The sequence below is a fragment of the Lutibacter citreus genome (assembly GCF_003260195.1).
In the GTDB taxonomy this organism is placed as follows: Bacteria; Bacteroidota; Bacteroidia; order Flavobacteriales; family Flavobacteriaceae; genus Lutibacter; species Lutibacter citreus.
Genome location: NZ_QEIH01000006.1, coordinates 23121 through 44754, shown reverse-complemented (window position 1 = coordinate 44754; position 21634 = coordinate 23121). Strand labels below are relative to the sequence as shown.

Here is a 21634-nt window from a genome sequence, read left to right as displayed (position 1 = left end):
AATAAAAATCATGTATGTTTGCATCAGCAAAAAATAGATGTAAATTATTTAAAATGATGCTAGATCAAATTTTTATACAGGATAAACAGAAACAAGATGTTAGCGTAGAAAGCGTTAAAACTTCTGAAAAACCAATTCGTAGTGCTGTAAAAGCAATTAGCTGGAGAATTATCGGAACACTTGATACAATGGCAATTTCTTGGATAGTGACAGGGCAATTAGCAATGGCAATTTCCATTGGATCTATTGAAGTTGTAACTAAAATGATTTTGTATTACGGACATGAACGAATTTGGAATTATATAAAATGGTGGAAATAATGAGAAATTTAGATATAGAACAAATAAATAAAGATTTACAAGATAAATCACCTCAAGAAATTATTGCTTGGGCTATTAGTATAGCAAAAGCACCTGTAGTTACAACTAATTTTAGACCGTACGAGGTTGCTATATTACACGCTTGTACGCAGGTAGATGGAAATTTAAAGGTAATTTGGTGCGACACAGGTTATAACACACCGCAAACATATAAACATGCAAATGAATTAATACATTCACTAAGTTTAAATGTTCATTTATATGTTCCGCAGCAAACATCTTCGCATAGAGATGCAACAATAGGAATTCCTCAAATTGAAGATTCATTGCATAAGATATTTACTGAGCAAGTAAAATTAGAGCCTTTTAATAGAGCAATGCAAGAACATAAACCAGATGTTTGGTTTACGAATTTACGTAAAGGGCAAACAGCTTTTAGAGATAGTATTAGCGTAGTATCATTAAGTAAAGATGGTGTTTTAAAAGTGAGTCCTTTTTATAATTGGACCGATGAGCAATTAGATGCTTATTTAGAAGAAAATAATTTACCAAACGAATTTAAATATTTCGACCCAACAAAGGTATTGTCGAATAGAGAATGTGGATTGCATTCATAAAAAAAGAAAGATGACAGAAACAGTTCAAATTAACGCACTTGAGAACGAAGCAATTTACATTTTTAGAGAAGTTGCTGCTCAATTTGAAAAACCAGTATTATTATTTTCTGGTGGAAAAGATTCAATTACATTGGTGAGATTGGCTCAAAAAGCATTTCATCCTGCAAAAATTCCTTTTCCATTAATGCATATTGATACAGGCCATAACTTTCCTGAAACAATTGAATTTAGAGATAGATTAGTTGAAGAATTAGGATTGGAATTAATTGTGCGTAACGTACAAGATTCAATAGATCAAGGTAAAGTAAAAGAAGAATCTGGAAGATATTCAAGTAGAAATATGTTGCAGACAACTACTTTATTAGATGCTATTGAAGAGTTTAAATTTGATGCGTGTATTGGTGGTGCAAGAAGAGATGAAGAGAAAGCAAGAGCTAAAGAGCGTATTTTTTCTGTACGTGATGATTTTGGTCAATGGGATGAAAGAAACCAACGTCCAGAGTTATTCGATATGTTAAATGGTGAAATTGATTTTGGACAAAATGTACGTGTTTTTCCTATTTCAAACTGGACAGAATTAGATGTTTGGACTTATATTGAACGTGAAGTTTTAGAAATACCATCTATTTATTTTGCACACAAACGTGAAGTCTTTTTAAGAGATGGACTTATATGGTCTGCGTCAGAACATGTTTATAGAGATGAAGAAGAGGAAGTTGAAGAGCGTATGGTTCGTTTTAGAACTGTGGGGGATATGAGCTGTACAGCAGCTGTAGATTCTTATGCTACTACAATTAGTAAGGTTGTTGAGGAGATTAGAGATTCAAGTATTTCTGAGCGTGGAGCTAGAATTGATGACAAAAGATCTGAAGCAGCTATGGAAGAGCGCAAGCAACAAGGGTACTTTTAAAATTTTCAATTGAAAATTTGTCTTAAAGCTAAGGATTTAAATTCATTAGCTGATTAATAAAAAATAAAATTAAAGCCAGTAGCAAAAGCAAATGGCACATAGCTAAACAGAAAATGGAAGTTTTAAAAATAGCAACAGCAGGAAGTGTAGATGACGGAAAAAGTACTTTAATTGGAAGGTTATTGTATGATACAAAATCATTAACATCCGATAAATTAGAAGCAATTGAACGTAGTAGTAAGCAAAAAGGATATGATTATTTAGATTTTTCTTTAGCTACGGATGGTTTAGTTGCAGAACGCGAACAAGGAATTACAATTGATGTAGCTCACATATATTTTTCAACAGCTACAAAAAGTTATATAATAGCAGATACTCCAGGTCACGTGGAATATACACGTAACATGGTAACAGGAGCTTCAACATCTCAAGTAGCAATTATTTTAATTGATGCTCGTCATGGTGTAATTGAGCAAACATACCGTCACTTTTTTATTAATAACCTATTACGTGTAAAAGATGTAATAGTTGCTGTAAATAAAATGGATTTAGTTGATTTCTCTGAAGAAAGATACAATGAAATTAAAAATGAATTTCAAAAATTAGTTGAAAAAAGTGACTATGAAGATCAAAACATTACGTTTATTCCTGTAAGTGCTTTAAAAGGAGATAATGTTGTTGACAAGTCAAAAATAATGTCTTGGTATAGTGGGAACACGTTACTAGAACATTTAGAAAAGATTGATACCGCAGATATTTACAATAGAGGTAAAGCTCGTTTTCCAGTTCAATATGTAATACGCCCTAAAACCGAAGAATATCACGATTATAGAGGGTATGCAGGAAAAGTATATGGAGGTTCTATTAGTGTAGGTGATGAGGTAATTGTGTTGCCTTCTGAAACAAAAACTAAAGTAAAAGAAATTTATTTTTACGACAAAAAATATGAAACTGCTGCACGTAGGTCTTCAGTTACATTAACATTGGAAAATGATGTAAATGTAAGTAGAGGAGATATGATTGTTAAAGTTGGTGAATTACCAAAGGTTGAAAAAACATTAACAGCTACAATTTCTTGGATGGATGCTAAACAATTAGTTCCAGGGTCTAAGTATGTTCTTCAGCATGGTGTAAATAAAGTATTGGCAAAAGTAAGTGCCATTAACAATAAAATTAATCCAGATTATTCTGGTATTGAAACGGGTGTTACAGGGTTGCAAATGAATGATATTGCATCTGTTTCATTTCAATTAAATAAACCAATATTTTTTGATGCTTTTAAAGAGCACAGAACAAATGGAGCATTTATTTTAATAGATCCACAAAGTAATAGTACTGCTGGTGTTGGTTTTATTGAATAACAAAACATACTAAAAATCAAAAACATATAATACACTTAACCTGCACATTTGTGTGGGTTAGGAATTTTTTTACTAACTAAAAAAATTAAAAAGAATGCAAAGTTTTAGAAGCGAGATCGAAAATCCGATCGTCGAGAAGGATATTATTGACTTAGAAAAAAAGATTCAACAGTTTTATAAAGGTGAAATTGATGAAGAGCGTTTTAGAAGTTTACGTCTTGCAAGAGGTGTTTACGGTCAACGTCAGTTTGGTGTTCAAATGATTCGTATTAAATTACCTTATGGTAAATTAACCAGCGAACAATTACATAGAGTAGCCAACGTTTCTGATGAGTATTCTAGAGGAAGATTACACATTACTACCCGTCAAGATATTCAAATTCACCACGTAAGTTTAGATAGAACACCTGAGCTTTGGGCTGAATTAGAAAAAGATGATATTACATTGCGTGAAGCTTGTGGTAATGCAGTGAGAAATGTAACGGCAAGTGAAACCGCAGGAATTGATGTGGATGAACCTTTTGATGTTTCTCCTTACGCACACGCTACATTCGAATTCTTTTTACGTAATCCTATTTGTCAGGAATTAGGAAGGAAATTTAAAATTTCTTTCTCGGGTACAGATAAGGATACAGCTTTAAGTTTTATGCATGATTTAGGTTTTATAGCTAAAATTAAAGATGGTGTGGTTGGTTTTAAAGTGATGGTTGCCGGTGGGTTAGGTTCTCAAGCTAGGTTAGCAGATACCTTATTTGAATTTATTGAAGCCGATAAAATTATTCCTTTAACGGAGTCTGTTTTACGTGTTTTTGATAGATATGGAGAACGTTCTAAAAGAGCAAAGGCTCGTTTGAAATTCTTAATTAAAGATATTGGTTTTGATGCTTTTGTAAAATTAGTTGAAGATGAGCAAAAAGCATTGTCAGTAAAATCATTCCCTATTGATGCTACTGGTTTTGATGAAGAAATTAACTTATCTCATGTTGAAATTCCTACAGTTAAAATTGAAGATCAAAAAACATATAATGCTTGGAAAGCAACAAATGTAATTGCTCAAAAACAAGAAGGTTTAAGCGCAATTGGGATAAAAGTCCATTTAGGAGATTTTTATACAGATAAAGCTAGAATTTTAGCAGATTTAATTAAAAAATATGCAGGTAATGAAATTCGTTTATCATTACGTCAAAATATATTAATTCGTCATGTAAAAAATGAGTTATTGCCATTTTTCTATGTTGAATTACAGAAACTAGGTTTTGTAGATATAGGATATGAAAGCACCTTAGATATTACATCTTGTCCGGGTACTGATACTTGTAATTTAGGTATTGCAAGTAGTACTGGAGTTTCTGCAGAATTAGAAAAAGTATTAAAATCTGAATATCCTCAATTTATAAATAATAAAGATATTACCATAAAAATTAGTGGTTGTATGAACTCTTGTGGGCAACATACAATGGCACATATTGGTTTTCAGGGAATGTCAATTAAATCTGGGAAATTAGTAGCGCCAGCGTTACAAGTATTATTGGGTGGAAGTATTTTAGGAAATGGAGAAGGAAGAATTGCAGATAAAGTATTGAAAATCCCTAGTAAAAGAGGGCCGCAAGCTTTACGTGAAATTTTAAATGATTATCAATCTAATGTAAAAGTAGATGAGACATTTATTAATTATTATGATCGTAAAGGTGAGCGCTATTTTTATACATTACTAAAACCATTGTCTGATGTTACTAATTTAGAGCAAAGTGATTTTGTTGATTGGGGAGCAGATGAAGCATATGTAAAAGCAGTAGGAGTTGGAGAATGTGCGGGTGTTGTTATTGATTTAATTGCAACTTTGTTGTTTGAAAGTGAAGAGAAATTAGAAAATGCCTCAGAATCATTTAAAAAAGATCAATATGCAGATAGTATTTATTATTCATATTTAAGTATTGTAAATACAGCAAAAGCACTGCTAATTTCAGAAGGGAAAAAAACAAATACACACGCCGGAATTATTTCTCAGTTTGAAGAAGTTTTTGCATCAAAAATAGTATTAGATGTTCCTTTTTCTGAGTTTATTTTTCAAATTCAAAAAAATGAACCTACTAAAGAGTTTGCTGAAAATTATTTAATTGATGCGCAATCTTTTTATAAAAAAGTAGATACTTATAGAGCAAGTGTTGTTTCAGATGAAAGCTAATATAAAACATAAAGTAACATTAATTGGAGCGGGTCCTGGTGATCCGGATTTAATAACCGTAAAAGGTGTTAAGGCTTTAAAAAAAGCTAATGTTATTTTATATGACGCTCTTATTAATAGAGAATTGTTAACCTATGCGCCTACTGCAAAATTAATTTTTGTTGGCAAGCGCAAAGGTTCACATAGCTATACTCAAGATGAAATAAATGAGCTAATTGTGAAAAGTGCTTTTGAATATGGTAATGTAGTTCGTTTAAAAGGAGGAGATCCTTTTGTATTTGGTAGAGGTTCTGAAGAAATAGATTACATAGAGTCTTTTAATGTTGAAACCGAAGTAATTTCAGGTATCTCTTCTTCAATGGCAGTTCCTGCAAGTCAGGGTATTTCATTAACAAAAAGAGGGGTTTCTGAAAGTTTTTGGGTAATTACAGGTACAACTTCAGAAAGAAAATTATCTAATGATGTTTATTTAGCAGCGCAATCAACAGCAACCATTGTTATTTTAATGGGAATGAGTAAGCTTAGCGAAATAATTGCAATATTTAAAAAGTTTAATAAAACAGAAGTTCCAATAGCAATCATTCAAAATGGAACTACTGAGAATGAAAAAATAGGATTAGGAACAATAAATACTATTGAAGAAGTTGTTGAACAACAGCAATTATCTTCTCCTGCAATAATTGTTATTGGTGAGGTTGTAAAAGAAAGTGTTAAATTGCGATCGTTTTATGAAAACGTAGCAATTCAAAATTCTGAAGTGAACCAGTATTAAATTATGGAAAAAAACGAGTTATACCCAATTTTTTTAAAAGTAGCACAACTAAATGTTCTAATTGTTGGAGGTGGTAATGTTGGACTTGAAAAATTAACGTTCTTGTTAAAATCCAGCCCTAATGCAAATGTAACCATTGTTTCTATAACTTTTTTACCAGAATTAATTGAGTTAGCTAATAAACATGATGTTAAGCTTGTTGAGGATTCTTATAAAGTTTCTTATTTAGATGGAAGGCATATAGTAATCGCAACAACCGATAATATTGATGTGAATGTTCAAGTTTATAAGGATTGTAAAGAGAGAACTATATTGGTTAATGTAGCAGATAATCCACCATATTGCGATTTTTATATGGGTGGAATTGTTACTAAAGGAAATATTAAAATAGCAATTTCAACAAACGGAAAATCACCAACGTTGGCAAAACGTTTGCGTCAGTTTTTTGAAGATGTAATACCTGAAAATATTGATGATTTAGCTAAGAATTTAAATACTTATAGAAAAACACTTAAAGGTGATTTTCAAGAAAAATTAACAACATTAAACACACTTACCAAAGGAATAATTAATAAAAAAGATTAATCTCTACTTATTTTCCTAAAGATATTTCATTATTTTGTAATTACTTCAATTTTCATAAATTAAAATTCTGATATTGAAAATATATTATATGATATGTGCAATTATATTTAATAATTCATATATAATGAAATATAAAACTCATTAAAAATTAATATTTGTTGAAATATTGGTAATTTCGCATTATCTTGTTCTAAAATGTAATTATTCTTTTTTTTGAATGATTTGAATAAGAAAATACCAAAGAAATAAAGGTGCTGTTAAAATATATTATTTTGTAAAAACTCAAATTTTTGATTCTATTATTTTTGATAAGATTTTCAATAATAGATGACTTTATTTGTTATTAAATTAAAAATTCAAAATAATGAAGTGCCAAATACAAATCACATTATTTTTATAAAATAGTACATATGGCTTTAAAAATTGTAATCTCACATAAGACAGTATATAAATATGATCGTTTGGTTTCATTATCACCTCATATTTTTAGATTAAGGCCAGCTCCTCATAGTAGAACTCCAATTGAATCTTACTCAATAAAGATAAAGCCTGAAAATCAGTTTTTTAACTGGCAGCAAGATCCTTTTGGAAATTATATGGCGAGGTTAATTTTTCCGGATAAAACAAAAGAATTATCCATTGAAGTTGAAATTTTAGCTGATTTAAAAACAATTAATCCATTCGACTTTTTTGTTGAAGAAGCTGCGGAAGAATATCCATTTAACTATACTGAAACTATAAAAAAGGAATTATCTCCTTATTTAGAAATTACAGAAAAAGGAAAGCTTTTAGAAGACTTTCTAAAAACAATAGATTATACCCCCAGAAAAACCATTTATTTTTTAATTGATATCAATCGAAAGATTTATGAATATTTAAATTACAATATAAGATTAGATCCTGGTGTGCAAACTTGTGAAGAAACACTTAATGGTAAAAGTGGTTCTTGTAGAGATTATGCATGGTTATTTGTTCAAACATTACGTCATTTAGGTTTTGGAGCGCGATTTGTATCGGGTTATTTGGTACAATTAAAATCTGATGAAAAGTCTTTAGATGGACCTTCTGGGCCAGAAGAAGATTTTACAGATTTACATGCATGGGCAGAAGTTTACCTTCCTGGAGCAGGTTGGATTGGTTTTGATGCAACTTCAGGTTTATTAGCGGGAGAAGGTCATATTCCTTTAGCATGTACTCCAAATTTTGAAAGTGCGGCCCCTGTGGAAGGCTTAACAGATATATGTGAAACGGAATTCTTTTATGAAAATACAGTAAAAAGAATTTTTGAATCTCCACGTGTAACCAAACCTTATACGGAAGAACAGTGGAAGGAAATTTACAAACTTGGTTTTAAAGTTGAAAAAGAATTAGAAAAAGGAGACGTAAGATTAACAATGGGAGGTGAGCCTACTTTTGTTTCTATTGATGATATGGAATCTCCAGAATGGAATACTGATGCTGATGGAGAACATAAAAGAAAATTAGCAGCCAATCTTACTAAAAAATTATATGGAAAATTTGCCAAAGGAGGAGTTTTACATCACGCTCAAGGTAAATGGTATCCTGGTGAGCCGCTTCCTAGGTGGCAAATTGAAATTTGTTGGAGAAAAGATGGAAAACCAATTTGGCATAATAAAAAATGGTTAGGTGCTTTTTCTGAAAATGTAGTATTACCAGAAAATGCGGATTTATTATTTTTAGAAAAGCTTACCAATTATTTAAGAATTTCTAGTGAACATATTTTACCAACTTATGAGGACGCATTTTATTTTTTATGGGAACAAGGTAAATTACCTGTTGATATTGATCCTGCTAAAGATAAAGACGCTTCACTTGTACGTAAAAAGTTAAATGAAATCTTAGAATCAGGTACCGATAAAGCTGTTGGTTATGTATTGCCTTTAAATAATTCAGAAGGACAATGGTATACAAATAAATGGGAGTTTAGACGGCAACATGCCTTTTTAATCCCTGGAAATTCACCAGTAGGGTTAAGATTACCTTTAGAATCTTTAATTGAAAAACCAGGAAATGAGTTTCCTAAATTTGAGCCAGATAATTTTTCTAAAAAGAAAAAATTACCAAGTTTTAAAAATCATGTTTTAAAAAGACATAGGGAATATTTAAGTGAAGGTGTTTTACAAAATGAACATGATTATTTTGTGAGAACAGCTCTTTGTGCTGAGGTTAGGGAAGGTAAATTATATCTTTTCTTACCACCATTAGATAGTGCAGAAATATTTTTAGATTTAATTTCGTCTATTGAATTAACTGCAAGAGAATTAAAAATACCTGTTATTATGGAAGGCTATGAGCCGCCAAAAGACAGTAGATTAGAGTCTATGAAAATTACGCCAGATCCAGGAGTAATTGAAGTTAATGTACACCCAACACATAATTGGAAAGAACTTACGGAAAATACGTTTACTATTTATAGAGAAGCAAAACAAGCACGTTTAGGTACAGAAAAATTTATGCTTGATGGCAAGCATACAGGAACTGGTGGTGGAAATCATGTAACTTTAGGTGGTGTAACACCAGCTGATAGTCCATTGTTAAGAAAACCGAGTTTATTAAGAAGTTTATTAACATTTTGGCAACATCATCCGGGATTATCGTATTTATTTTCGGGTTCATTTGTTGGGCCAACGAGTCAAGCTCCAAGAGTTGATGAGGCACGTTTAGAAAATTTATATGAATTGGAAATTGCATTTAGTCAAATTCCAAAAGATGGAGAAGTGCCGTTTTGGTTAACGGATCGTTTATTTAGACATTTATTAACAGATTTAACAGGGAATACGCATCGTGCGGAATTTTGTATAGATAAATTATATTCACCAGATTCTTCTTCGGGAAGGTTAGGAATTCTAGAACTTAGAGGTTTTGATATGCCACCACATCCAGAGATGAGTTTAATGCAAATGTTATTAGTAAGAACCTTAGTATCTTGGTTCTGGAAAAAACCATACGAACATGATTTGGTGCGTTGGGGAACAGAATTACATGATAAGTTTTTGATTGAACATTTTGTACGTGAGGATATTAAGGATATTGTAGAGCAATTAAATAAAGCAGGTTATAAATTTAAAGAAGATTGGTTCAATCCATTTTTTGAATTTAGATTTCCATTACATGGAATGGTTGATATTAATAATATTCATATTGAATTACGTGCAGCTATTGAGCCTTGGAATGTTTTAGGAGAAGAAATGACAGGTGGAGGAACAGCACGTTATGTAGATTCTTCATTAGAAAGAATTCAAGTTAAAGTATCTAACTTTGTAGAAGAAAGATATGTTTTAACGTGTAATGGTGTAAAAGTTCAGTTGAGCGCTACAACCGTAAAAGGTGAATTTGTTGCAGGGATAAGGTACAAAGCATGGGATCCGTATTCTGCGTTGCATCCAACAATTGGTGTTGATACACCATTAGTTTTTGATATTGTTGATAAATGGAATAGAAGATCAATAGGCGGTTGTACTTATTTTGTGGCGCATCCAGGTGGAAGATCTTATGATACATACCCTGTAAACAGCAATGAAGCAGAGTCAAGAAGAATTAATCGTTTTTGGGAATTTGGCCATACACAAGGTGAAATTGATCCTATTGAAGAAACGTTACAAGATGGTGATGATTCAACCAAAACTGTGCAAGAAAAAGGAAGTTCGAAAAAGTTTAGATATAAGGAAATTCCGATTAACTTTGAATTTCCAAATACCTTAGATTTAAGGAAAAAATAAAAGCAAGAATGCCAACGAGCACAAATAAACTATTTAGAAATTATTTTACAGATTATAGAGGATATGATGAGGTATTTGCCTCAGATTTAGGAATTGATAAAAATTGGGATAAATTACTAAATAATCTTTCAGAAATTGGTCGTGAAAAACTAATTTCTAAACAAGGTGAGATAGATTGGTTATTATCTGAAAATGGTGTTACGTATAATGTATATAACGATCCAAAAGGATTAAACCGTCCTTGGGAATTAAATGTTGTCCCTTTTTTAATTCAAAAAGAGGAATGGAAAACTATAGAAAAAGGCATTCAACAACGGTCTGAAGTTTTAAACTTACTGTTAAAAGATATTTATGGAAAAAGAGAACTTATAAAAAAGGGAATTGTTCCCTATGAAGTTATTTTTGCGCATAGAGGTTTTTTACGAGCTTGTGATCAGATTCAGTATAAAACATCCAAACAATTACTTATTCATTCAGCTGATTTAGCAAGAGGTCCTGATGGACGTATGTGGGTAGTTAATGATAGAGCTCAAGTGCCTTCAGGTATGGGATATGCTTTAGAAAATAGGTTTTCTATTAGTAAAATGTTACCTGAAATTTTTGAAGATATAAATGTTGAGCAATCATCGGCTTTTTTTAATGACCTTAATCAACTTTTATTGTCATCGGCTCCATCAAATAAGGAAAATCCAACAGTGGTTATTTTAACTCCTGGTCCTCATAATGAAACTTATTTTGAGCATTCTTATTTGTCATCATTTTTAGGATATCCTTTGGTAAAAGGAAGTGATTTAGTTGTTAGAGGAGGAAAATTATGGATGAAATCTTTAAAAGGGTTAAAGCAAGTTGACGTAATCTACAGAAGAGTTGACGATGTTTTTATTGATCCTTTAGAATTGCGTGAAGATTCATATTTAGGTGTTGCAGGTTTAATGGAGGTAGTTAGACTTCAAAATGTTGCAATTGTAAATCCTATAGGGAGTGGAATTCTTGAAAACCCAGGGTTAATTCCCTTTCTGAATGCTATTTGTAAGTATTTTTTAAACGAAGATTTATTATTGCCTCAAATAGCTTCATGGTGGTGTGGACAAAAAAAAGAAAGAACATATGTTTTAAAACATTTATCTTCATTTGTAGTTAAAAGAATAGATAAAACACATAGGGAGCATATCTATTTTTGTGAATTTTTAAACAAAAAAGAGTTAAAACAGCTTAAAATTGAAATTTTAAAAACGCCTTATCAGTTTGTAGCTCAAGAAAAAATTAATTTTTCAACTGCTCCAAATTTTGTTAATGGGCAATTAGAACCTCGTAAAATAGTATGTCGAACTTTTTCGGTAGCTAAAAATGAGGGGTATAGCGTTATGCCTGGAGGGTTGGTTAGAGTTGCAGCTGAAAGAGAGGAATTGTTGGTTTCTAATCAAAAAGGAGGAACTAGTAAAGATTTTTGGGTAGTAAGCGATAAAAGTCAAAGTAAAATTCAACATTACTCTTGGAACCAAACCAGCTCAAATAGGTTTACAGGAATAAATGATGTTCCAAGTGATACTGCTGAAAATTTGTTTTGGTCTGGAAGGTATTTGGGAAGAACTATAGTTACTGCTAGGTATTTAAGAATGGCTTTAAATCAGATGGCAAATGTACAGTTTAATCATAGGAAATCTGAATCTGAAAGTTTGAAAATCATTTTTAATTCAATTACAAACATAACCTCTACATTTCCCGGATTTACTGGTGAAAATGAATTAGAGGCAATGAAGAACCCGTTAAAAGAAATTGAGTCTGTAATATTAGATGAAACTAGATATGGAAGTTTTGCTCAAACTATTTCAAGTTTTAATTTTGCATATTACTCTCGTAGAAATTTATGGTCTAGAGATATGTGGCGTGTTTTTGATGGGATACAAAAACTTTGGGAAAATTTTAAAAATGAAGAAAATTATTCTATCCCTGTTATAGTTAAATTTTTTGATAGAATAATTACTAGATTAATTGCTTTTAGAGCACTTTCTGAAGAATGTATATTGGTGAAACAAGGGCTTTTACTTTATTTTATTGGACTTCAAATGGAAGAAGCAACCATGACAATTGCTAAAATTAGGTCATTAATTATAGTAAATCATAATCAAGAACTAGAATATGAAATATTAGAATCCTTGCTTAGTAGCCATGAGAGTTTAAATATTTACAGATATAGTTATAAATCTTATTTAAGTTTAGAAAATGTAATAAACTTAATTTTGTTAGATAAAGAGTATGCCAAATCGTTATCATATCAAATTAGGAGAATAAAAAAGGATATTGATCAGTTACCAAATAATACAAGTAATGAATTTACTGAATGTCAAATAAATATTAATAAGGCATTCGATAAAATTAATAGTTTAACTGTTGCTGAGTTAAAAACCGTAGATTTAAAGTCTAATATGCGTTTAAAATTAGATGAATCTTTAGAGGAATTAAGTGATTTGTTACATGATGCATCATTATCAATTTCAAATACTTACTTTAACCACGCCTACAAACAAACCCAACTATTAAATTCAATTAAATAAATAGATTTATGGTTTTTGAAATAATTCATACTACACGCTATAAATATGAAAATGGCGCTTCTTTCTGTCATAATTTGGCTACATTAAAACCTAAAAACGGTCCTGGACAAGAACTATTAGAATATAATTTAAATATAAGTCCAACGCCTAATGAATTTTCAGAAAGAGTTGATTTTTTTGGGAATACAATTGCAAGGTTTTCAATTCAGCAATATCATGAAGAATTAGAGGTAACAGCTAAAAGTAAGGTGTATAGAAATTATGAAGAACAAGAGGAGGTTTCTAATTTAGATAAATGTAAATCAGTTACGGTAAAACAAGCTAAAGAATTGCTAAAAGGTTTAGATGATGAGGTTTTAAATGCTAAACAATTTTTGTTAAAGTCTCCGCTTATTTCAATTAATTCTGAAGAAATAGAAGCGTATGCAAAAATTTCATTTAAGTCTAAACGCTCTTTATATGAGGCGTCTTTTGAATTAATGCACCGTATTTTTACTGATTTTGATTTTGTTTCTGGTTTTACAAGTATTGCCACACCTTTAGATGAGGTAATGAAAGAAAAGAAAGGGGTTTGTCAGGATTTTGCTCAAATAGCAATTGCTTGTTTGCGTTCCGTAGGATTATCAGCAAGATATGTTAGTGGTTATATTGAAACTTTACCGCCTGAAGGAAAAGAAAAGTTAATAGGAACTGATGCTTCACATGCGTGGTTTTCAGTTTATATTCCCACATTTGGTTGGGTTGATTTTGACCCAACTAATAATCAAGTTCCAAAAAACCAACATATAGTTGTGGCTCATGGAAGAGACTATTTAGACGTTCCCCCTTTAAAAGGAGTTACCTATAGTTCAGGTAAAACCAATATGGAGGTTTCTGTTGATATTAGACCTGCGAAGGAATTTTAAATAGTTTTAAGAAACTATTTTATTGAGTTTGTACTGAAGAAACAGATTTTTCTTTTATAATAGGATAAACCGTTACTTTAAAATAATCTTCATCTAGTCTTTCTCCTATGAATACTAATTTATCGATTAAATCACTTAAAAAATCTTCAATATCACTCTCAATATCATCAATTAATTTATATTTAAATTCGGCATTTAATTTTTTAATTAGAAATGCAGCCGAATCAGTTTTAATTTTATGGTGTTTTGAAAGAATATCAACATATTTTTCCATTTGACTTAAACAATTTTTTATAGATCTAGGGCATTGAGGATTTAAGATTAAAAACTCTAATGTTGTATTTTGTTTAGGTGTTTTTTTGTATAATCTTCTCATCATGTCATACGCTGAAACACATTTTAATAATGTAGCCCATAAATGACCATTCTCTTGAGGGATTTTGTCTTTCAACTTTTCAACAGTAGCATCGCTACATTTTGAATTGATAATTCTTGTAATTTGTAAAGCTCTTTCTAAGTATATTCCTAACATGATAACAGCATAAAGGTCATCATGTAATAAAGTCCCTTGTACTTTGCTTCGCAATTCAGAAGTTGATTTTATAACTATTGAAGTAAAATCATATAAGCCGCTTTTAACAAAAGCTTTGGCATCATAATTTTTTATTCGATGATTTATTGTGTTCAATGATTCAAAGAGTTCAGTTGAAAGTAAATCTCGTGAGCTTCTAGCATTTTCATGTGCTGAATGAAAAGAATAAATAATGGAATATGGTTCTTTAATATTTAATCCTATATTATATAGAACGTCTTTTTCCTTTAACTTAACCTTAGCATCTACAACTTCATTACTGGCCATAAACATTATTGATCTCAACACAAATTCGCGAGATTGCGATAATTCGCTAGGAGCATCTAATGATGAAAAATAATTGACATTTAAGTACCTTGCCAAATGTTCTGAGCGTTCTATATATCTACCCATCCAAAATAGGTTATTTGCTACTCTTGCTAACATATTATATTATTTTTTTAATACCCAAGTGTCTTTTGATCCACCACCTTGAGATGAGTTTACTACTAAATTTCCTTTACTAAGTGCTACTCTAGATAGCCCTCCTTTTAAAACAAAATCTTTATCTTTTCCTAATAAAGTAAAAGTTCTTAAATCAACATGTCTAGGTTCAAACGATTGAGTTTCTTCTATATATGTTGGATGTGTAGAAAGAGCCATAATTGGTTGTGCAATATACTTTCTTGGGTTTTCCATAATGGTTTCTTTTACTTTTTGAATTTCTTCTTTGGTTAATTTATTACCAATTGAAATTCCATAACCACCAGATTCATCTACAGGTTTAACTACAAGTTTATCAATATTATCTAAAACATAACTCAATTCATTTTTTCGACTACAATGATATGTTTGTACATTATTTAAAATAGGATCTTCATCTAAATAATATTTAATTATTTCAGGCATATATGTGTAAACAGCTTTGTCATCAGCAACACCAGTTCCAGGAGCGTTTACCAAGCATACATTTCCTTTTTTATATACTGAAAATAAACCAGGAACACCCAATACAGAATCTTTTCTAAATTCTAAAGGATCAATAAATAAATCATCAATTCGTCTATAAATTACATCTACTTTTTCGGGGCCATAAATGGTTTGTTTGTAAACAAAGTCGTTTTCAACAAATAAATCTTGCCCTTCAACTAATTCTATTCCCATTTGTTTGGCCAAGAAAGAATGCTCATAGTAGGCAGAATTGTAAACTCCTGGAGTTATAACAACACATACTGGGTTGTCAACTCCTTTTGGTTTTACAGACTCCATAATGTCTAATAAATTAGAGCCATAATCTACAACAGTATGTGCATTGTATTCATTAAAGACTCCAAATAATGCATGTTTTACAGCAGCTCTATTTCCAACAACATAACTAACACCAGAAGGGCAGCGTATATTGTCTTCTAAAACATAATAATTTCCATCAGAATGTTTAATTAAATCGGTTCCAGAAACATGGTTGTAAATACCTTCCGGAGGATCTAAATTAACCATTTGAGGTAAAAAGTTTTCAGAAGAACTAATTAAATCGAGAGGTACAATACCTTGCTTTATAATTTTCTGTTCGTGATATACATCCCATAAAAAATGGTTTAAAGCCTTGCTTCTTTGCAATACACCTTTTTCTATAGTAGACCATTCTTTATTATTAATAATTCTAGGGAATAAATCAAACGGGAAAATTTTTTCAGAAACTTGGTTGGAATTATAGACCTGAAATGTAATTCCATTGTTGAAAAAAGATTCCTTCGCTCTATTATTTAAGGCGTTAAATTCATTTACAGAATATTGACTAAATAATTTAAAAAGTCTTTTGTATATTTCTCTTGTCTTTTTATTCTTGCTAAAAAGCTCATCATAAAAATTTGAATTAAATTCATAAGAAGAGAATAACGGTAGTTCAATTTTATTTTTCAAATTTCTAATTTTAGTAAATATATAAATAATTCAATAAAAAAGATATTTTATTAACCCAAAATATAGTAAATAAGCAATAAAATGTGAAAATAAAAAATAAACAACCTGTTGGTTGATAATATGGTAATTTACAATGTAACTAATTTATAAGTTTCTTTTGAAGACTCACAAACGGCACATTTATAATCATCGGGTAAATTATTAAAAGTAGTTCCAGCTTCTATTTTAGCTAATTTATCACCATAATCTGCATCATATACAGTTAAACATTCAGAACATTGATGTACTTCTTTTTCTAGTTTTAAGTTTTCTTCTTTATCTGTGTCAGTTTCATCATTTTCACCTAATTTTTCAAAATACAACTTACTAAGTTCCATTAACAAACCGGGTAGTTCCATTTTATCCACGTCTTGTGCATATGTAATATATTCTTTGGTGTTAGGGTTGAAATTTTTACAATATAATACATTGAATGTTGGACGAACCTTATAATCTTTTATAATGGTTGGGATTTTATTTTTTTCAATAACTGCAGAAGTAAAATAAGTTTCATTTTTTGCAATGTTGGCAAAGCTAAAATTTAAACCATAAGTACTTATATCGTTTTGATCAAAGTTGCGTACAATGAATTTTTTCAACTCTAAAGCTTCTTTATTTTCAACAGGTAAATGCCAATTTAATTCTAAAGAAGAATGCCTAACATTAATACCGTTTTTTCCTAATAGTTTTTCTAATTTAAGTTTGTATTTTCTGTTAATACCTTTAATAATAAATGATTTCCAAGGTGTAATACAAATTTTACCAACTCTACTTTCTAAACAAAAATCACATAGAATATTTAAAAATTCAATGTCATATTCATTATTTCTCCAATATAGGCCTAACCAATATTCGTTATCGCCCATTTTATTCATTCCTTCATAATAAGGAAATGGGTGGAAGGGGATTTCTAATTTCTTTTCAATAGTTCTGTGATTCGTTTCAATTTTTTCATTTATTAAGTCAAATAATAATGAAATATCAGTAGTTTCTTCAAAAAATTCTTCAATCGCTTCAGCAATTTTTGGGATATCCCAGCTATAAACCAAAACGGGAAAATCAATTTGGCTTTCCCAATTAGGAAGTTTTAAATTTAAATGCCAATAGTCTTCGTTTTCTGAAGCAATAAAATTTACTTGTCCATTATATATAGGAACTAATTGTTGTTTTGGATCAACAATATTAATTTTTAATGTAGGGTTAAATCTAAATTGTTCAAGAATATATAAATAAGTGGAACCTTTTAGCCATGATGTTGCTGGGAAAATATCAGATGATACATAAGAGCTCACTATATTTTGACGATTGTGTACTAAATCTTTTTCAGTGTTAATAGAAGGAAATAAATCTGTAAATGACTTATTTGAATCTTTATATGGTATTAAAATATCTTGTCTTGATCCAAACTTTATAGTTGAGTTGCCAAGTTCTTCAGCCATTTTAATAATTTGCTTCATTTCACCTGGAGATAAAACCCCACCCTTTATAAAAATACGTTGTAATTTGCGTTTCATTTGTTTAGATTTTTATTTTAGTAGGTGGTACGTGCTGTTCGTTATTAGTTATTGCAGTTTTTGTTGAAATTGGACATGCTCGGTTCATAATTGTATTATTTAGCAGTTAATAAAATGTCACTTATTTCAGGTTTACAGCTACCACAACCTAGTCCTGCTCCTGTTTGGGAGCATAATTCATTAAAATCTTTACAGCCTCCTTTTATTGCTTCTAAAAGATTGCCTTCACCCACTTGGCTGCAAGAGCAAATAAGTTTTCCTAAAACTGGTGTTGATTCATTTTGCCCTCTTAATAATTCTGTTCTTTTTTCTGAGAGTTCAATTTTACCTTCAATAAATCGTTTAAATTCAGCAAATTCATTTTTGTCACCCATTAATATTGCCCCCACTAAAAGATCATTTTTTATAATACATTTTTTATAAAAATGTTGATTAACATCTTTTAGGATTACCTCTTCGTAAGAAGTGTCATTCTTTGGAGCGTTTACCATTCCAATACTGCATAAGTCGAGGTCTTCAAACTTTAATATGTTCATTAAAACGGAGCCTTTGTAAATGCTATTTAAATCTCCTAATATAAATTTTGCGGCAGTATCTGCTTGCTGTTCTGCGGCTGAAGTAATACCAAAAAGTGAGTTTTCAAATTCGGCTATTTCACCCAAAGCAAAAATACTTGGATCACTAGTTTGTAAATACTGATTTACAATAACACCTCTTCTATATGCAATATTACAACCTTTGGCAAGCTCAATATTTGGGCGTGTTCCAATGGCGTAAACAATTGCGTTGGCATTAATTAATTTACCAGTTTTTAATGAAATAGAAATTCTATTTGGTATATCTTCACCTTCAAAAACGGTGCTTACTTCGTTATCAAAATATATTTGTATTCCACGTTCTTGAACATTTTCGGCTAATAGTGTGCTGGCGACTCTATCCAATTGACGTTCCATTAATCTTGGTGCTCTTTGAATAATTGTAATATTAATGTTTTTCTTTTTTAATGAAGCAGCTAACTCAAGACCTAATAAACCTCCACCAACAATTACTACATGTTGTTCGTTTTCTGGTAACCCTGTAGATTTTAGATAGTTCCTTAAATTATCGGCATCTGTTTTATTACGCATTGTAAATCTGCCGGGCAATTGTAATTGGGCATCTTTTGGTACAAAAGCTCTGCTGCCAGTTGCCATTATTAAAGTGTTAAAATAATGTTTATCGCTATTGCTATCTATAATATATTTTTCTTTGGAATTTATTTTTGTTATATGAATTCCAGTATGTAGATTTAATTTTAATTTTTCTACTTCACCTTCTTTTAGCTTTTGAAGTTGCTCCCAAGTTAAATCCTCATTTACATATTCTGGTAATAATACTCTATTGTAAAAAGGATCTTCTTCTTTAGAGAAAACAGAAATTTCATCATCAGAATTAAAAGACCTATAAGTATGAACAAACCTATATGCTGCAGCTCCAGCTCCAATAACACAAATTTTTTCTTTTTCTTTTTTATGTTTAGTTACTTGAACAGCAGAGAATTTATAATCTGGTTCTTTGGAAACGGGGTCAATTAAATTATTAGTTAAATTGTTGGCGCGCCCAAAATCATTTCCTTCAATTTTACCAAAATGCATTGGTAAAAATACAACACCTTCTTTAATGTCAAAATTTAACTGAGCCTTTACTTTAACACTTCCTCTTTTATTATGTATTTCAACTATATCACCTTCATTTATATTTAAAGCCATAGCATCTATCTTATTCATTTCAAGATAGGGAGATGGAATATGAGTGGTAAGTCTATTTACTTTTCCTGTTTTAGTTCTTGTATGCCATTGGTCTCTAATTCTTCCTGTTGTAAGAATAAAAGGGAACTCTTCGGAAATCTTTTCAGATTGATTTAAAATATGTTGAGGTGTATTTATTTGAGCTTTTTTATTAGGTGTTTCAAATAATTTATCTTCAAAAAGGCGTGGTGTTCCTGGGTGTGTTTTGTGAGGTACAGGCCACTGAAAACTTCCTTCTTCAATTAATCTTTTGTGGGATAATCCTGAAATATCCATATTAGTACCTTTAGTTAAAGCACAATGTTCTTCATAAACTTCTCCTGAATTTTCATATTCAAACCCTTGAAAATTCATTTTTTGTGCAAACTTCCATAATATTTCTACATCAGGAAGTGCTTCACCCGGTGCGTCAATTACTTTAGGTAAATAACTAATTCTTCTTTCTGAATTTGTCATTGTACCATCTTTCTCTATCCAACCGGCAGCTGGTAACAATAAATCTGCATATTTAGTGGTTTCAGAATTATGAGATATTTCTTGAACCACTACAAAATTTGCTTTTTCTAAAGCGCGTTCAACTTTTTTAGCGTCTGGTAAACTTACTACAGGGTTTGTACAAATAATCCAAATAGCTTTTAATTTACCAGTGTCAAGTGCATCAAACATTTCAGTTGCTGTAAGACCGGGGTTTGGAGAAATAGGATTACTTCCCCAGAAGTTTGCTACATCCTTTCTGTCTTGTTCGCTTTGTAAATTTTTGTGAGCAGCTAATAAATTTGCCATTCCTCCAACTTCTCGGCCACCCATTGCGTTTGGTTGTCCAGTTAAAGAAAAAGGACCCGATCCAGGTTTTCCTATTTGACCCGTTATTAATGAAAGGTTTATTAGAGAAACATTTTTATCTACTCCAATTACACTTTGGTTTAATCCCATGGTCCACATATTAATAAAGCTTGAGGCTTTACCAATGTAGTTGGCTGCTTTTTTTATTTCGCTTATTTCAATGCCACATATTTTTGCGGCATCTCTATATGAAGTTTGATAAACTAATTCTTTTAATTTATCAATACCATCAGTATGATTTTGAATAAAGGACTTGTTAATTCTATTTTTCTCAAATAACCTTCTTGCAATTGCATTGTATAAAACTACATCTGTTCCTGGTTTTATTTGCAAGTGTAAATCGGCAATAGAAGATGTTTGAGTTTTTCTCGGGTCTACAACAATTACCTTAACATTAGGGTTTTCTAATTTATGTTTTTCAAGTCTTCTAAATAAAATAGGGTGACACCAAGCTGGATTTGCCCCTGCTATTAAAAATGTATCTGCCAATTCAATATCTTCATATGAAATTGGAACCATATCATCACCTAAAGATTTTTTATATCCAACAACCGCAGAACTCATACATAGTCTTGAGTTTGTATCAACATTGTTGGTTCCTAAAAACCCTTTGGTTAATTTATTAATTAGATAATATTCTTCAGTTAAACATTGACCAGATACGTAAAAACCAACACTATCTGGGCCATGTTTGTCAATTATACTTTTAAATACTGAAGCTGCTCTTGTAAATGCATCATCCCAAGAAACTCTTTGCATAGGATGGTTTTTACTCCATCTCATTTCTGGATATAAAATTCTGTCTGAAGTTTCTTGAGCAACGTAATTGAGATTCATGCCTTTTGAACAAAGCATTCCTTTATTTACAGGGTAATCAGGGTCTCCCTCTACGCTTATCTTTCCGTTTGAATTCTGATTTACAAGAATTCCACACCCAACTCCGCAATATGAACAAATGGTTTTATGTGGTTTATTTTTTGACATATTTATAGTTTTCTAGGTGTAACAAT

The 21634-nt window shown here is 30.8% G+C and carries 14 protein-coding genes; 10 read left to right on the top strand and 4 right to left on the bottom strand.

Features of this window, described 5'->3' with window-relative positions; genetic code table 11:
* Positions 1-14: 14 nt before the first annotated feature.
* The 10 genes from DAD81_RS13315 (at position 15) to DAD81_RS13270 (ending at position 13950) form a co-directional block, all read left to right on the top strand.
* Positions 15-320 carry a DUF2061 domain-containing protein gene (locus DAD81_RS13315; RefSeq protein ID WP_317047328.1) on the top strand — a complete coding sequence of 102 codons (306 nt, stop codon included), beginning with the start codon at positions 15-17 and terminating at the stop codon, positions 318-320.
* Complete coding sequence (locus tag DAD81_RS13310) at positions 320-937, top strand: phosphoadenosine phosphosulfate reductase domain-containing protein (RefSeq protein WP_245949280.1); 618 nt, start codon at positions 320-322, stop codon at positions 935-937. Before DAD81_RS13315 ends, DAD81_RS13310 begins: the two co-directional genes overlap by 1 nt.
* A gap of 10 nt (positions 938-947) precedes the next feature.
* Positions 948-1847 (top strand): sulfate adenylyltransferase subunit CysD, encoded by a 900-nt coding sequence (gene cysD / locus DAD81_RS13305; protein ID WP_111708778.1) that lies wholly within the window; start codon positions 948-950, stop codon positions 1845-1847.
* A gap of 113 nt (positions 1848-1960) precedes the next feature.
* Positions 1961-3208, top strand: a complete 1248-nt coding sequence (locus DAD81_RS13300) for a sulfate adenylyltransferase subunit 1 (protein ID WP_111708777.1) — start codon at positions 1961-1963, stop codon at positions 3206-3208.
* A gap of 94 nt (positions 3209-3302) precedes the next feature.
* Positions 3303-5393, top strand: a complete 2091-nt coding sequence (locus DAD81_RS13295) for a HEPN domain-containing protein (RefSeq protein WP_111708776.1) — start codon at positions 3303-3305, stop codon at positions 5391-5393.
* Entirely contained in the window at positions 5383-6165 is a 783-nt protein-coding gene (gene cobA, locus DAD81_RS13290; protein WP_111708775.1) for a uroporphyrinogen-III C-methyltransferase, read from the top strand. The genes DAD81_RS13295 and cobA overlap by 11 nt, the downstream gene beginning before the upstream one ends.
* Positions 6166-6168: 3 nt before the next feature.
* Complete coding sequence (locus DAD81_RS13285) at positions 6169-6750, top strand: precorrin-2 dehydrogenase/sirohydrochlorin ferrochelatase family protein (protein ID WP_111708774.1); 582 nt, start codon at positions 6169-6171, stop codon at positions 6748-6750.
* A gap of 410 nt (positions 6751-7160) precedes the next feature.
* Positions 7161-10490: a transglutaminase family protein gene (locus DAD81_RS13280; protein ID WP_111708773.1), complete on the top strand. Its 3330-nt coding sequence runs from the start codon at positions 7161-7163 to the stop codon at positions 10488-10490.
* Between the two features lie 8 nt (positions 10491-10498).
* The gene (locus tag DAD81_RS13275) at positions 10499-13045 is read left to right on the top strand and encodes a circularly permuted type 2 ATP-grasp protein (protein ID WP_111708772.1); all 2547 of its coding nucleotides are present in this window, start codon (positions 10499-10501) and stop codon (positions 13043-13045) included.
* 8 nt (positions 13046-13053) lie between these two features.
* A complete protein-coding gene (locus tag DAD81_RS13270) occupies positions 13054-13950 on the top strand; it encodes a transglutaminase family protein (RefSeq protein WP_111708771.1) in 897 nt (298 codons plus the stop codon).
* A gap of 19 nt (positions 13951-13969) precedes the next feature.
* Here the strand turns inward: DAD81_RS13270 and DAD81_RS13265 are convergent, their stop codons facing one another.
* The 4 genes from DAD81_RS13265 to DAD81_RS13250 form a co-directional block, all read right to left on the bottom strand.
* Positions 13970-14968, bottom strand: coding sequence for an alpha-E domain-containing protein (locus tag DAD81_RS13265; protein WP_111708770.1), 999 nt, complete (start codon positions 14966-14968; stop codon positions 13970-13972).
* Between the two features lie 6 nt (positions 14969-14974).
* Entirely contained in the window at positions 14975-16450 is a 1476-nt protein-coding gene (locus DAD81_RS13260; RefSeq protein WP_111708769.1) for a circularly permuted type 2 ATP-grasp protein, read from the bottom strand.
* A 119-nt stretch (positions 16451-16569) separates the two neighbouring features.
* Positions 16570-17994, bottom strand: a complete 1425-nt coding sequence (locus DAD81_RS13255) for a rubredoxin domain-containing protein (RefSeq protein ID WP_111708768.1) — start codon at positions 17992-17994, stop codon at positions 16570-16572.
* A 95-nt stretch (positions 17995-18089) separates the two neighbouring features.
* Positions 18090-21608 carry a nitrate reductase gene (locus DAD81_RS13250; protein WP_111708767.1) on the bottom strand — a complete coding sequence of 1173 codons (3519 nt, stop codon included), beginning with the start codon at positions 21606-21608 and terminating at the stop codon, positions 18090-18092.
* Positions 21609-21634 lie beyond the last annotated feature (26 nt).

Bases quoted from the DNA above. Each gene is read 5' to 3' on its own strand.
- DAD81_RS13275 (WP_111708772.1), top strand. From the start codon at position 10,499: ATGCCAACGAGCACAAATAAACTATTTAGAAATTATTTTACAGATTAT.
- DAD81_RS13315 (WP_317047328.1), top strand. From the start codon at position 15: ATGTTTGCATCAGCAAAAAATAGATGTAAATTATTTAAAATGATGCTA.
- DAD81_RS13295 (WP_111708776.1), top strand. From the start codon at position 3,303: ATGCAAAGTTTTAGAAGCGAGATCGAAAATCCGATCGTCGAGAAGGAT.
- cysD (WP_111708778.1), top strand. From the start codon at position 948: ATGACAGAAACAGTTCAAATTAACGCACTTGAGAACGAAGCAATTTAC.
- DAD81_RS13250 (WP_111708767.1), bottom strand. From the start codon at position 21,608: ATGTCAAAAAATAAACCACATAAAACCATTTGTTCATATTGCGGAGTT.
- DAD81_RS13280 (WP_111708773.1), top strand. From the start codon at position 7,161: ATGGCTTTAAAAATTGTAATCTCACATAAGACAGTATATAAATATGAT.
- DAD81_RS13255 (WP_111708768.1), bottom strand. From the start codon at position 17,994: ATGAAACGCAAATTACAACGTATTTTTATAAAGGGTGGGGTTTTATCT.
- DAD81_RS13310 (WP_245949280.1), top strand. From the start codon at position 320: ATGAGAAATTTAGATATAGAACAAATAAATAAAGATTTACAAGATAAA.
- cobA (WP_111708775.1), top strand. From the start codon at position 5,383: ATGAAAGCTAATATAAAACATAAAGTAACATTAATTGGAGCGGGTCCT.
- DAD81_RS13300 (WP_111708777.1), top strand. From the start codon at position 1,961: ATGGAAGTTTTAAAAATAGCAACAGCAGGAAGTGTAGATGACGGAAAA.
- DAD81_RS13265 (WP_111708770.1), bottom strand. From the start codon at position 14,968: ATGTTAGCAAGAGTAGCAAATAACCTATTTTGGATGGGTAGATATATA.
- DAD81_RS13270 (WP_111708771.1), top strand. From the start codon at position 13,054: ATGGTTTTTGAAATAATTCATACTACACGCTATAAATATGAAAATGGC.
- DAD81_RS13285 (WP_111708774.1), top strand. From the start codon at position 6,169: ATGGAAAAAAACGAGTTATACCCAATTTTTTTAAAAGTAGCACAACTA.